Here is a 14,227-nt window from a genome sequence, read left to right on the forward strand (position 1 = left end):
AAACAATAAACTATGAAACTTTCGGATGCTTACTTTTTACATGGAACTTTATTGATAGCTTTAATGGCATGGGCTTTTGGTGCAGAAGCGCAGTCTGTTAGTAAGGTATTCAGTAATGCGGCTCGTACATCAACGGCTGTATATGAGGACTCAGATGCAGAAAGACAACAGCTGCTGTTGCCGATGGGGTATGGAAACGCCAGTTTTCAGGAAGAACTGGAAGGACTTATCTCGTTTTCAGATCAGGAAATAGATAGTGTGCACTTGGTTTATACAGATTTCCCTAAGGGGATGAACTTGGATGGGCTAAATACACATCGCATGCAAAGTCTGAAAGCATTACTGCCAGAGCTATTGGATCAGTATAAATCCATTGACTGGAAAATCGTAGCACAGCAGGGCTTTGAGGATAAGCAAGGAGCCATGCAACTGTTTCACGGTTTTGCCATTTATACGCATCCGAAAGAAGTAAAAGCATCTGCAAAACCTGTTTCAGAAACGAAGGAACTGACGGTTGATGAGAAAGAAAAACTGAAGATTGCTACCCGTAAGCGCTTTGATAGATTGACAGAACGTAAGCTGGGGATTGTTCTGGATAATGACAGCTCGACATCTTCTGTCTTCAATAGAAATAAGGATTGGGAGAATGTAGTCATTATCAGTGATTGGACAGGAAGCATGTATAAGTACACGCTTCAGGTCCTGTTATGGCAAGTCAATGAACAGGCTACGCAAAACATACAGGGATATGTTTTTTTCAATGATGGAGGATTTAAAGAAAACAACTCCAAAGTAGTAGGCGAGACGGGAGGACTTTATTTAAGCAAGAATCCAACTGTATTTCCGGTTGTTAGCCTGATGAGTAAGGTCAAGGAAAGTGGGGATGGAGGAGATATTCCTGAAAATGATATTGAAGCTATTCTGTTTGCACAGGGAGAGTTTCCTGAAGCTGAAGAGTTTGTTATCATAGCTGATAACAGGTCTGAAATGAGAGATTTTGAATTGCTCTCTTCTATTAAAAAGCCTGTCAGGGTAGTGCTGGCAAGAGTCAGCGAAAAGGAAGATGGAACACCAATCATTCATTCTGAATACTTAAAACTGGCTTTGGCAACAAATGGCTCAGTACATACACAGAAAGTAGATATCAACTCCAAAGAAGAACTGGAAAAACTACTGAAAGATAAGGTTACAGCTCCAACTTCGGATGCGAACTAAATAATAGTAATGTAAGGGAGAGGAGTGCTTTGCATAGCAGGGCACTCCTTTTCTGTTTTTAAACTATTTTTCTACCTTTAGAAGCCATTTTTTGAGTAAAGGGGTGAAAGGCGTTGGACAACTAATCTGTTTATTAGTCGTTTTTTTATCTAAACTTGGCATATTGTGACCTAATGCCTTTTAACTATGATCGAGAAATGAAATCATTTTTCTAACTGAGTGGATGATTTCAAATTGTTAAAAATCACTATGGAATTTGATGTAACGGAGTCGTTGGGGCGGCAGCTGATTGGAGAACTCTATGAATGTGACCCATTGGTGCTGAATGATGTAGCAGCAGTGGAACAAGCAATGGTCGAGGCGGCTGTTGCTGCCAATGCAACAGTAATCAACTCAACTTTTCATCACTTCTCACCATATGGTGTTTCAGGGGTGGTTGTTATTCAGGAAAGCCATTTGGCTGTACATACATGGCCTGAATATGGCTTCGCTTCAGTCGATTTTTTTACCTGTGGCGATAGTGTTGACCCTATGGTCTCGCTTAAGCACCTCACCCAGTCTTTCAAATCCAATGACATGTTTGTGTCTGAGTTCCACCGTGGACAAAGGGAACTTCTGGTCAAGCCTGACTTTGAAGTGAAATTTCCTCCAATGATTCAAAAGGCTAAGGCAGACCGTTCGGTTTGGGTGACGGAAGTACGAAAAAATACCATGCATTCATTTAAGCTGGATGTAGGGGATAAGGATAATTCTACTTTCGGGAACCTGAAGATTATGCAAGTGCCCAATGGAGAAAAGGTATTAGTAAGAGAGAATGAGCTACTGACAGATACAGCTGTAAGCAAAATAAATCATGAAATGCTGCTTTACGTTCCTTTAGCGGAGGGCATCAAGCCAACCTCAACGCTTTTGATGGGTATCGAAGGGGGAAGTTTGTTGCAGCATATACATGGACAAGAGGGGGAAGTACATTGGCATGTTTCGGAAAAGGAACTTGAATGTGCTGAAAATCTGTATGGAATCTCAAAACAAAACCCTTCTACAAATGTCATTATAAATAGTAGTCCTGAATTGATGCAGTATGATTGGGTTGTTTTGGATGAACTCACTGTTCGTGAAAAGGGACCTTACATTATTCAGGAACTTGCTGGAAAGCTTTCAGAAGAAGGGTGTTTGAGTATTTGTTTAGGGAAAGTCTCAGATAACCTGAATGAAGTGAAAGAGCGATTGCACTCATTGAACCAATTGTTTGGCAAAAGGGCCGTGCGTTGCTATCTTGCGATGGTTTCTGGAGATAGAGGAGGATTGTATTTATTTGCAATGGCTTGCAAAAAACAGAAGGCTGAATGGCATAGTCAAAACCCTTCCCAAAATGCATCTCACTATTATTATTCTCCTGAAGTTCATCAGGCAGCTTTTGTGTTGCCTCCTTATTTGAGCAGACAGCTAGAATTAATTTGATATAACAAAACTGGCAAAGCTAACTGAACCATTTTACCATGAAAGTTACTATAGACGAAAAGTCAGGATATTGCTTCGGCGTTGAGTTTGCCATTCAGATGGCAGAAGAAGAAATGGAAGATTCAGGCAGCCTTTATTGCCTTGGAGATATTGTTCACAATAGCATGGAGGTGGATCGTCTTTACAAGAAAGGTCTGAGAGTAATTGACCGTGAGGAAATGAAAGACCTTCGTGATTGTAAGGTACTGATCAGGGCGCATGGTGAGCCGCCTGAAACTTATCGTTTGGCAATTGAGAACAATATAGAGCTGATAGACGCTTCTTGTCCTGTAGTTTTGAAATTGCAAAACAGGGTAAAAGGGGCTTATGACAGGGCTAAGCAGATTAATGGTCAGGTAGTGATTTATGGAAAGCCTGGGCATGCAGAAGTTATTGGTTTGACAGGTCAAACGCAGGATGATGCAACGATCGTTTCTTGTATTGAAGATTTGGAAGCAGTGGATTTTAGCAGACCTGTGGTGCTTTTCAGCCAAACAACTAAGAGTACAAAGGGTTTCTATTCGCTAAAAGCAGAAATAGAGAAACGTATAAATGAAGCAAACGGCGAATCAGCACATCTGGAAATGTTTGATGCCAATGACAGTATTTGCAGGCAGGTGTCAAACCGTGAGCCTCAGATGGAGAAGTTTTCTCAAGCAAATGATGTGATTGTCTTTGTCAGTGGTAAGAAAAGTTCAAATGGTAAAGCACTTTACAATGTTTGCCTGAGCTTTAACCCAAGAAGCTATTTTGTTGAAAACGAAACAGAAGTGGATCCATCTTGGTTTAACCCTGAAGATAAGGTAGGAATCAGTGGTGCGACTTCCACACCAATGTGGTTGATGGAGCAAGTGAAGCAACATATTGAGCAGCTTCCTGTTGAAGCTTAAAAAATATCGCCATATACAGATGAATAAACCCCAACCTGTCAGAGGTTGGGGTTTGTTTTTATAGATTAGTTGAATAAACTATCTCTTAATAAAGGCATACTCATGCAGTGTGATCCACCTCTAGCTCTTGAAAGCTCAGCGGAAGGTAACAAGATGAGTGTGTTTTCGACCTCATCTGGCATCAGTTCACCTTTGTCAAACTTTCTGAGTAACTCTTCAGCTGTGATTGGCTCGATACCTTTTTTGCGGAAACTTTCCGTGGTTTTATCGTTTCGGTCATATCCAATGATAACCCCTTCTTTGATGGCCAGTACATTACAAGAGTCTGTCCATTGCTCACGTCTTCCGTATGGGAACTCGTTATTTCCTGAGAAAATAAATTCTGTAGGTTCTTCAGACTTCAAGTCATTTTGACTGATGTCATCCAATAGGTCTTCTAAATACTCGAACGTAATTGGGTCAGAATAATCTCTTCCTTTGATGTACTGCTTGATATCAAGTTTATATTCATTCTTGCTATCTCCAACCAGACTTTCCAGTACGCCATGTCTTTCTTTTTTGATGCCTTCTCTTGAGAAAGAACCAAACATGACCCACATATTCCTTTTGACTTGTGTGAATGTGGTGTCAATATGCATATAAGCACGCTTAGCTGGAATCTTGATAACAGTGACTTTCTCAACGATGCCTTTTTCGTGCATCAGTTGTACCACTCGGCTTGCAGCATGAAGGGTAGTCCTTTCACTTACCCCAACCAGCAGGTGGTTTGGAGCTATTGTCATGATGTCTCCACCTTCCATTGTAATCTTACTCTTCTCTTGCTCTTCGGCATCTAGCAGGAAAAAGTCCTCTGTTTCAGTGATTTCAATAATGTTGTCCTTGTACTCACTAAAGGCAGGGTGATTGAATAGAATGTATTTTGTGATAATAGACTCTCTTGCACGGGCAGCCTTTGCTGGCTTGTTCATAAGGAGGTAGTCATTAACGACGATGCCAATATCACGGGTGAAAATAAAGTTTGGAATCGGAGGGAAGATCATGGTGCCATCAGGCATGATACCCGAAATGAGTGTACGGGATAGAATTTTGGATGGTAGCTCCAACAGTTGGTCCTGAATGGCATAGGAGGTTTCTTCATAGGCACAAACGGAGGCTACTAATCTATTGCGGACATCTCGATGTTCTAGGATTTCGGAAAGCAGATATTGTGGCTCTACTACTTTGTCTGAGTTGAAGTATTCCTCCTTATCAGGCTTGTAGTAATTACGGCTGTTCATAGGGTGATCAGCATCAGTAATTGCGCCATGTATCTTGTCGTAATCTAAGAAGTAGAGTAGCAACTTTACATAAAGATCATATTCCTTGCTGCGCATGGTATCCAAATGAATGATGTCTTCGAATAACCATTCTTGCGCTTTTGTTGGAATCACTTTGCCGATTCCTTCATCTGGGCTGTGAATTATTAACCGCCTAAGGCGACCGACTTCAGAGCTAACGTTGATATTTTTTTCCATATCGAGAAATTTCTTAAAAGTTAGTTCCTGCAATTAATAAATATTTTCTCTTTTTATTATAAAAATTCCATGTTTCAAATTTGGGTGAAATGGAATGTTATTAACTATTATTTGCACAAAATAAGGCTTCTTGAAATATTATTCTTGATTATAAGTGTAAAAAATACGTCAATTTTTAATTTAATTAATATGTAGATTTAAATTATTGAATATCAGTACTATGTAATAGTATTATCAGTGTTGTATGTATGTGTATTGTCATACCTTGATCAATATCAGTGATATAAGTCATTTTCCTAAGAAACTTCGAAGGGTATCATTGTGTCACTAAAGCGAATCAATTAGAGAATTATAATTTTCTTATTAATAGCGAACACCTTTTGAGAAGGACCCTGATGTTATGTAACTTGATTAGGCGGTACTAAACTATTTTGAGTTAGAATTGACCAAACCCATGATAGGAGCATACACTTCCTTCTATAATTACTAAATATAACGTTCATCTGTTCTAAATTTAACCAACACTCGTGATGACAGAGACTAATAAGCTGAATGCTGAATTCATCAAGGATGTCAAACAAGTAAACTACAATTTGGCTCCTGCAGCCCTAATCGAAGAAGCGCTTAAAAACGGTGAAGGCGTATTGGCTGATACTGGCGCTTTTATGTGTGATACGGGTAAGTTTACAGGCCGTTCCCCACAAGACAGATTCATTGTAGAGGATGACTACACAAAAGGTCGTGTTTGGTGGGGTAATATCAACAAGCCTTTTGATCCACAGAAGTTCAAGTCTCTGCATGTTAAAATGCTAGATTACCTTCAAGACAATCAGAAGCTTTATGTTCGCGATGTGTATGCAGGTGCTGACGAGCGCTACAGAGTGAAAGTACGTGTGATTACACCTCTTGCATCTGTTTCGTTGTTCGTATCTAACATGTTTATCCAGCCTACTGCTGAGGAGCTGAAAAGTTTCGGTGATCCTGATTGGATAGTAGTGCAAGCACCTGACTTTGAGGCTAACCCTCAAGAAGATGGTACAAGACAAGGTAACTTCTCTATTCTGAACTTTACTGAAAAGTGTGCTATTGTTGGTGGTTCACGTTACACAGGTGAGATCAAGAAAGGTATCTTCTCTGTACTGAATGCCATTCTTCCGGAGAAAAACGTATTGCCAATGCACTGTTCTGCAAACGAAGGCGAAAGTGGTGATACAGCCGTATTCTTTGGCTTGTCAGGTACTGGTAAAACAACTCTTTCAGCAGACCCTAATAGAATGCTGATTGGTGATGATGAGCACGGTTGGTCTGCAGACAATGGTATTTACAACTTTGAAGGTGGTTGTTATGCAAAAACAATTGACCTGTCTCAAGAGAAAGAACCTCAGATTTGGGAAGCTATCAAGTTTGGTGCTACACTGGAAAATACACGTTTCTTCTCAGGGACTAGAAATGTTGATTATGAAAATGTAACGGTTACTGAGAATACAAGGACTTCCTACCCAATTTCTCACATACCAGGTGCAAAGATTCCTTCAGTTGGAGGTCACCCAAAAAACATTTTCTTCCTGACTTGTGATGCATACGGAGTATTACCTCCAATCTCTAAGTTGACAAAAGAGCAGGCTATGTACCACTTTATGTCTGGTTATACTGCAAAGGTAGCAGGTACTGAAGCAGGTATCACTGAGCCAACTCCAACTTTCTCAGCTTGTTTTGGAGCGCCATTTATGCCACTTCACCCTTCAGTATATGCAAAAATGCTGGGTGAGAAAATGGAGAAATTCAACACAAATATCTGGTTGATTAATACAGGTTGGTCAACAGGACCTTACGGCAAAGCAGATAGAACTCCTCTGAAATATACAAGAGCGATGATTACGGCAGCGTTGGAAGGTGAATTGGATAACATTGAGTTCCATGAGCACACAGTGTTTGGTGTAATGCAACCAACAGAATGCCCTGGTGTACCATCAGAGCAACTGTCTCCTAAAACAATGTGGAATGATAATGATGCATTCTACAAGCAGTGCAACAAGTTGTCTCAGGCTTTTATCGATAACTTCAAGAAGTTTGAAGATGGACTGGAAGATGAGTCAATCAAGCAGGGAGCACCTAAGATTGTTTAATTTTGGAATGAGTGATAAATAAACAAAAACGCCTTGGCTTAACTGTCAAGGCGTTTTTTGTTGTTTTAAATACTTTTTCCTTTGATAATACGTGAGGCTTTTTGATAGAGCCTGAAGAAGGTAATGTATTCTACCATGCTAGAGGTTTCTGCTGTCCCGTATTGGTATTTGTTGTCATCCAAGTCTATAAGCTTGTGCAATTCTTTTGTGTCAGGGGCTGTCGTAAATGTGGAGCATATTAATATGTCATCATTGTTTTGGGTGTGTTCCAACCTCATTTCAATCATGGTAGAAGCCTGTTCTGATTTTAATATGGCTCCGAGGTAAGGCGTTCCCATGGTAATGGCAGAGTTGAACATCAAAAGCCCTGCAATTTTATTGTAACCTAAGTGGAAAGCATTGCAGGCAATAACCGTTTGGTCATTGTATATCTTTTCGATCCTCTTGATGCAGGGAGAAAGGGATATTTTCTGATTGGTTTGGACACAGTGGAAGTCAAGTCTGCAAAGTTTAGAAGAACTGGTTGTATGTTCTGATGATAGGGCCTGTAAAAGCGTACACATGTCTTTTACATTCATCTCCGAAAGTTGAATAGGGGAGTAATTGAATAAATTCATAAAAGGGAAGGTTATATAATCAGTGCGGTACCGCTATTGTCTTGAGTCTCGTTTGTTTTTTTCCTGCTTCATCATTGAGATGACCTCTCCAAACATTTGAGAAAACCTTTCATAGAGTTTGAAGTCAGTTAAAAGGCTTTCTTCCACAATACCTTTTCCGATTATGTCTTTACCTGTTACAAAATCCTCTACCATAGAAACATTTTGTCCTGTAATGAAATTTGACATCAACACAATTTCTCCGCTTTCATCTTTTTTTACACTTAGCTCAATCATAACGCCACAGTTGTTTAGCTCTATCATCATTCTGAGTTGAGGTGTATTTGAGGTAAGGGCTATGTTCATGGCAAACATGGTTGCTATTTGCCCATACCCCATTGATTTGGCCATAGCGGCTGAATAGAACTGGAACTTCAAAGCTTTTTTTTGTGGCAACTCTTCTATGTCAACTTGCTTGAGTTGGTGTGTTTTGGCGTCTGCCAGAGAGATGTAATGAAGGGTTGGTTGTTTTCTGAAAATCTGGGCATTTAAAGCTTCACAAAGGATGAATAATTCTTTTGAAGACATTTCTTTAATGTCAATAGGTGATAATAATAGTTCCTCCATGGGTAGTTGTGGTTGCTGGTTACTTTTAATGTAGTTGATGGAATATAAATAATGACTTTGAGGAATGTGATTGAATTGAATATTAATCTCTATCTGAAGTAATGTTGAGAGGGAATTTGGTCAATTTTGACATTGTACTTAGGCTATTAAGTCAATTTGGAAAGGTAAGGCAAAGTGGGCAAAGTAAGGTTTGGACAAAAAAATAAGCCTCAAGTGCTGAGGCTTCTATAGTATTCGATTGTATTATACCTTGATTTGGTTGTTAACGACCAAGTTTTGTTTTCAGGCCTTTATGCTTGACAAGGTTTACTTCAACTGCTCCAACAACCAGCTCTGCATTGATTTTTAGAGGTACTCTATTGGCGTCGTTAGATACCCAAAACTTAATAGGGTGCTGGCCATAGAAAAGCTTGTTATCAGGCATGATAGGAGACATCACAAAGGAGTCAATTCTACCAAAGTTGGTGTAGATTTTTTCTTTACCTAGATAAACAAGGTTAAAGTCATATGACTTGTCTTCAAAGAAAGCATCGATCTTCACCGTATCTCCTTCTTGCATGTTGTCATAATCCAGAGTTCTCAAGTAGTAATAACCACTGATGATATCCTGTGCATAAGTCGGGATGCTGTAATTGGCATTCTTTTCGTCTTTCTTGTTTTTCTTGTACCAAGTAACTTTTGCTTTTCCATTGATATGATCAAAGTCTGTAGTTTCCACAAGTCGGTAATTGTTCTCCGCGATGTCCCTGTGAAATCTCATCGGAATAATGGCAGCTGTATCCACATAAGACTGCCATTTGTCCTTGATTTTGGTCGTCCAACTGAACAGTCCAATACTTTTCGCATCTACATCCACTTTGTAGCAAGTACGGCCATTCATACTGTGAAGGTCTTTGTCAACTTTCACTACTGCCTGACCTGCATCTACAAAGGCATAGCCAGCTATATAGGTCAGTGTTTCGCCTCTTTCAAAGTCATTGTTAGGAATACTTCTGTATTTGAAATCACCATTAGAAGTTGCAAATGCTGAAAGCAATACCAGCAAGCCTAAAAATTGGGTAAATCGTATTATTATCTTTTTCATGGTCAATCTAAATTTGAGGCAAATTTTGCCTTAGGTTTTGCGTGTGCAACGATTTGATTCTCATTTTTTAAGTCCCACACGAACTTGAAGTTTGCTAAGTGTCAATGGTTGTCGGACATTAGGTTCCGCACATTAAATATACGATGAAAGCATAAAGTCAGACATACGGCATAATAAAATTTAGCGCCAGATTGTTCCATTTTTTTGTTATCTATTTCAAATGTTCTTTTGCTAATCCTGCCTTCTAACGACCAATCCGACATCATATAATAACCAAGTAACTGCCACCTTTCAATTCTTCTTGTAGCGGACTCCTGTTGTAATTGTGTTTAGTCTCTCTAGTTTAACCAAAGTTCATTTCTTTCTATAAATTATACTAATCCTTTTAAGTTTTTATAAGATTTCGGTTTCGGGTTGTACTTATCATTGACTATTTTTGTCCTCAATTTTAATCCCTGAAAAGTATTGGGAACTAATACCCAAAATCTGCTATTCAGGTCATCCATGTGAGGAGTATTGGTCACTTGGACCATGCCAAAACTAAACTTTCAAAACACACACTTTACTTATGATAGATACTCACGCCCATATATATTCTGACAAATTCAAAGAGGATGTAGACGAAATGATTACCAGAGGGTTTGACAATGGGTTGAACGCTATCCTGATGCCAAATATCGACCATACCTCTATTGATGGAATGCTGGAGTTGGAGGAGAAGTATAAAGGGAAATGTTTCTCTATGATGGGACTTCACCCTTGTTCTGTGAATAAGGACTTTGAAAAGGAGTTGTACCTAGTGGAAGACTGGCTAAACAAGAAAGACAACTTTGTGGCGGTTGGTGAAATGGGGTTGGACCTGTATTGGGACAAGACATTTATTGAGCAACAAAAAGAGGCTTTCCGCATTCAGGCAGACTTAGCCAAGAAGCATAAGCTTCCATTGGTGATTCATACTAGGGATGCTATGGCTGAGACGCTTGAGCTATTGGAGTCTATTGCTGATGAGCACTTATTTGGGGTGCTACATTGTTTTACTGGTACAGTAGAAGATGCTGCCAGACTGAAAGCGATGAATTTCAAGATTGGACTAGGTGGGGTAGTGACTTTTAAGAATGGAGGTATGCAAGATGTTGTGCCGCATATTCCATTGGAGGAGATAGTTCTTGAGACTGATAGCCCATATTTGGCACCAGTTCCAAAAAGAGGAAAACGTAACGAACCATCATATTTGCATTATATAGCTGAGAAGGTTGCTGAATTTAAACAGATCAGCATAGAGGAAGTTGAGGAAGCAACTGATCAGAATGCAAAAAAACTATTTGATCTTGCTCTGTAAGGAGAGAATAGGATACACAGAATAAAAACACACTAAAATAGGATATGAAATAATGGTGAATGGGGGAAATAAATACTACAAGACTGTCAATATCAATACTACTAGTCCAAATGAGTCAGAGACGTCAATTCTGATTATCTATACAGGTGGTACCATTGGTATGGATGCAGACATCAAGTCAAAGAGCCTTGTGCCTTTTGACTTTGAAAAGATCATAGATAAGGTGCCAGAATTAAAGCGTTTTGATTTTCAGCTGACGGTTATCTCGCTTGAGCCTTTGATCGACTCCTCTAATATTAAGGCTAGCCATTGGGCAACATTGGCGAGTTTGGTAGAAGAGTTTTATGATGAGTTTGACAGTTTTGTGATTTTACACGGTACCGATACAATGGCTTACAGTGCATCAGCACTAAGCTACATGCTGGACAACCTTCAGAAGCCTGTCATTTTTACTGGAGCGCAGTTACCTATCGGGATGCCACGTACAGATGCTCGTGAAAACCTGATCGCTTCGCTGGAAATGGCAGCAGCAAGAGATGAAAACGGGGAGATGCTGATCAAGGAAGTCTGTATCTGCTTCAATAATGTCCTGCTTAGAGGAAATAGGTCAAAAAAAGTGCAGAGTGTTAACTTTACAGCATTCAAGTCCTATAATTACCCTGCACTGGCTGAAGCAGGTATCCATATCGAGTACAATGAAGTGTTGCTATGGAAAAACCAATCTCAAGAGCTGATGCAGGCTTTTACGGAGATGGATGAGAACGTTGTCATCATTAAACTGTTCCCTGGTATGACACACCATTACCTGGAGGCAATTCTCTCAATACCAGGTTTGAAGGGGGTTGTATTGGAGACATACGGGTCTGGAAATACCCCTACAGATGACTGGTTGATTGATTCTTTGAAACGTGCTATTGATAGAGGAATAGTGATCGTGAACATTTCTCAGTGTACGGGTGGTTATGTACTTCAAGGACGCTACGAAACAAGCGTTCATTTGGAAGAAATTGGCGTGATCGGTGGTGGGGATATGACCACTGAAGCGGCTATCACCAAACTGATGTACCTGTTTGGAAGGTATAAGGATCGCAATAAGGTCAAGATTTTAATGAAAAAATCTCTTCGAGGTGAAATTAGTCACGACCACATACAATAAGTTAATATTTAGTAGTTTAGACATCTAATATTACATAACAGTGACTAAAGTCGTTCCCAGAAAAAATTTAAACTCTTGTAAAAGATCAATTTTATTAATTTATTTGCACGACTGTTTAAGTTAAAGTTTATCGAAAAATAGTACAATTGGTTACTTTAATTCTTAAATTAAATAGCTAATTTGTTAACAATTTGGAGAAATGGCGACTGGGAAAAACAGTACGTTCTTAATGGTTTCTTTTATTAAATCAGAAGAAACCCGACATTTGTTAGAATTATTTAGATTTTGTAATCATAATAAGTGTTTAAACAGTTTTCTCACTTAAACCTACATTTGAACATTTTTAAGTTATGAAAAGAGTATTCACATCTTTGATGCTGATCTGTGCGCTGTCATTTAGTGCTGCTCCTTATACTTTCGCTCAAGACGACGCTGCAACTGAGCAAGTAGAGGCAACTACTGATTCTACAGCAATGGAAGAAGCTGCAACTGAAGAAACAACAACTGCTGTTGCTGAAATTACTGAAGAAGAAGCTCCTGTTGAGGAGAAGACATTCCACCAAGTTTTGAAAGAAAAATTCATCGAAGGTGGATGGGAGTTTATGGGTATTGTATTGATCTGTTTGATCTTGGGTCTTGCAATCGCAATTGAAAGAATCATTACTTTGAGCCTTTCAACTACAAACACTAAGAAACTTCTTAAGAACGTAGAGGATGCACTTGCTTCAGGTGGTGTTGACGCTGCAATCGAGGTTTGTAAAACTACAAGAGGTCCTGTTGCTTCTATCTTTACTCAAGGTCTGATGAGAGCTCACGAAGGTATTGATATCGTTGAGAAATCAGTAGTTTCTTACGGTTCAGTAGAGATGGCTAAGCTGGAAAGAGGTCTGGTATGGATTTCACTGTTCATCGCTCTTGCTCCAATGCTTGGTTTCATGGGTACGGTAATCGGTATGATCGGTGCATTCGACGCAATTGAGGCAGCTGGTGATATCTCTCCTTCTCTAGTAGCAGGTGGTATTAAAGTAGCCCTTTTGACTACAGTAGCGGGTCTGATCGTTGCGGTAATCCTGCAAATTTGCTACAACTACTGTGTGTCTTCAATTGACAGTATCGTACTGGAAATGGAAGAGGCGTCAGTTTCTCTAGTTGACTTGCTGGTTAAGCACAACCTGTCAACTCAGAAGTAATTAAGTGGGGAATTTGAATTCCCCTCCCTAGCAGATTATCGTTAACTTGTAGTTAAAGAAATCAATTTACAATGGAAGCTTTATTCGTAGATTATCTTGTACCACTGACCGTGTGGTTGGTGCCAATCGCAGCGGTACTGGCGATTCTAGGATCTGTGCTGAAGATGGCAATGACTCCTAAGGCAGCCCTTCAGACTCTGATCGGTGTCGCTGTACTGGTAGTGATTTTCTTCATCGGTTACTCTATGTCAAGTGACGCGGTAACTAGCAAGCAGATGACAGAATTCAATGTTGATGCTGAGACATCAAAGTTCATCGGTGGCGCATTGCGCATGCTATACGCGCTCTTCATCCTAGTAATTGTAGCTGGTGTTTGGAAAGCAGTATCAAAACTCTTTAAATAATTATGCTAAAGAAGAAACAAAGAGCGAACCAGGAAGTAAATGCTGGTTCAATGGCCGATATCGCCTTTCTTTTGTTGATCTTCTTCCTTGTAACAACCACCATCGCTTCTGACAAAGGTGTGGCAGTAGTACTGCCTCCTAAAGTAGAACAGGAAGTCGAGGTTAAAATGAAGGAAAGAAACGTGTACAATATTCTTATCAACTCGCAAGATCAATTGCTTGCGAATGATGAGGTATTGACAGTGGATGATCTTAAAGCAAAGGTTAAAGCATTCGTGCTTAACAATGGTAAAGATCCTAAGCTCTCTGAAAGTCCTCAAGAAGCCGTAATCTCGATCAAGACTGACCGTGGTACTAGTTACGAAATGTACATCAACGTACGTGACGAACTATACCTGTCATTTGATGAGATGCGTGCTGCATACCTTAAAGTTCCTCTGAAAGAGTACATGGAATGGAACTCTGATGATAAACTGAAAGAGAAGCACAAAGAGAAACTTGACAGAGCAAGGGATATGATCCCTAGAAAAATCTCTGATGCTGAGTCATCGGATATCGGCGGATGATATGAATTGCTAATCATGAA

At 39.7% G+C, this 14,227-nt stretch carries 13 protein-coding genes; 9 read left to right on the forward strand and 4 right to left on the reverse strand.

The genetic code is table 11. The annotated features are described in order from the left end of the window. Nucleotides 1-12: 12 nt before the first annotated feature. The 3 genes from V6R21_RS12360 (at nt 13) to V6R21_RS12370 (ending at nt 3,605) form a co-directional block, all read left to right on the forward strand. Nucleotides 13-1,215 carry a hypothetical protein gene (locus V6R21_RS12360; RefSeq protein ID WP_334243925.1) on the forward strand — a complete coding sequence of 401 codons (1,203 nt, stop codon included), beginning with the start codon at nt 13-15 and terminating at the stop codon, nt 1,213-1,215. 249 nt (nt 1,216-1,464) lie between these two features. Further along, nucleotides 1,465-2,676, forward strand: a complete 1,212-nt coding sequence (gene speD / locus V6R21_RS12365; protein ID WP_334243926.1) for an adenosylmethionine decarboxylase — start codon at nt 1,465-1,467, stop codon at nt 2,674-2,676. 38 nt (nt 2,677-2,714) lie between these two features. Further along, complete coding sequence (locus V6R21_RS12370; protein WP_334243927.1) at nt 2,715-3,605, forward strand: 4-hydroxy-3-methylbut-2-enyl diphosphate reductase; 891 nt, start codon at nt 2,715-2,717, stop codon at nt 3,603-3,605. Between the two features lie 65 nt (nt 3,606-3,670). On the opposite strand, the gene V6R21_RS12375 is transcribed toward V6R21_RS12370, so the two are convergent. Next, nucleotides 3,671-5,119 (reverse strand): arginine deiminase family protein, encoded by a 1,449-nt coding sequence (locus V6R21_RS12375; RefSeq protein WP_334243928.1) that lies wholly within the window; start codon nt 5,117-5,119, stop codon nt 3,671-3,673. 530 nt (nt 5,120-5,649) lie between these two features. On the opposite strand from V6R21_RS12375, the gene pckA reads away from it, so the two are divergent. Then, complete coding sequence (gene pckA / locus V6R21_RS12380) at nt 5,650-7,245, forward strand: phosphoenolpyruvate carboxykinase (ATP) (RefSeq protein WP_334243929.1); 1,596 nt, start codon at nt 5,650-5,652, stop codon at nt 7,243-7,245. A gap of 65 nt (nt 7,246-7,310) precedes the next feature. On the opposite strand, the gene V6R21_RS12385 is transcribed toward pckA, so the two are convergent. From V6R21_RS12385 to V6R21_RS12395, 3 genes are all read right to left on the reverse strand, one after another. Continuing rightward, entirely contained in the window at nt 7,311-7,862 is a 552-nt protein-coding gene (locus V6R21_RS12385; protein WP_334243930.1) for a hypothetical protein, read from the reverse strand. A gap of 33 nt (nt 7,863-7,895) precedes the next feature. Beyond that, complete coding sequence (locus V6R21_RS12390) at nt 7,896-8,468, reverse strand: hypothetical protein (protein ID WP_334243931.1); 573 nt, start codon at nt 8,466-8,468, stop codon at nt 7,896-7,898. Between the two features lie 262 nt (nt 8,469-8,730). After that, nucleotides 8,731-9,552, reverse strand: a complete 822-nt coding sequence (locus V6R21_RS12395; RefSeq protein WP_334243932.1) for a DUF3108 domain-containing protein — start codon at nt 9,550-9,552, stop codon at nt 8,731-8,733. Nucleotides 9,553-10,120: 568 nt separating this feature from the next. Here V6R21_RS12395 and V6R21_RS12400 point away from each other — a divergent pair. The 5 genes from V6R21_RS12400 (at nt 10,121) to V6R21_RS12420 (ending at nt 14,207) form a co-directional block, all read left to right on the forward strand. Continuing rightward, nucleotides 10,121-10,891, forward strand: coding sequence for a TatD family hydrolase (locus tag V6R21_RS12400; protein WP_334243933.1), 771 nt, complete (start codon nt 10,121-10,123; stop codon nt 10,889-10,891). Between the two features lie 52 nt (nt 10,892-10,943). Then, complete coding sequence (locus V6R21_RS12405) at nt 10,944-12,047, forward strand: asparaginase (protein ID WP_334243934.1); 1,104 nt, start codon at nt 10,944-10,946, stop codon at nt 12,045-12,047. A gap of 350 nt (nt 12,048-12,397) precedes the next feature. Further along, nucleotides 12,398-13,237, forward strand: a complete 840-nt coding sequence (locus V6R21_RS12410; RefSeq protein ID WP_334243935.1) for a MotA/TolQ/ExbB proton channel family protein — start codon at nt 12,398-12,400, stop codon at nt 13,235-13,237. A gap of 71 nt (nt 13,238-13,308) precedes the next feature. Further along, a complete protein-coding gene (locus V6R21_RS12415; RefSeq protein WP_334243936.1) occupies nt 13,309-13,641 on the forward strand; it encodes a hypothetical protein in 333 nt (110 codons plus the stop codon). 2 nt (nt 13,642-13,643) lie between these two features. Beyond that, the gene (locus V6R21_RS12420) at nt 13,644-14,207 is read left to right on the forward strand and encodes an ExbD/TolR family protein (RefSeq protein ID WP_334243937.1); all 564 of its coding nucleotides are present in this window, start codon (nt 13,644-13,646) and stop codon (nt 14,205-14,207) included. Nucleotides 14,208-14,227: the final 20 nt, after the last annotated feature.

Origin of the sequence: Limibacter armeniacum (assembly GCF_036880985.1) — a bacterium.
Taxonomy (GTDB): domain Bacteria; phylum Bacteroidota; class Bacteroidia; order Cytophagales; family Flammeovirgaceae; genus Limibacter; species Limibacter armeniacum.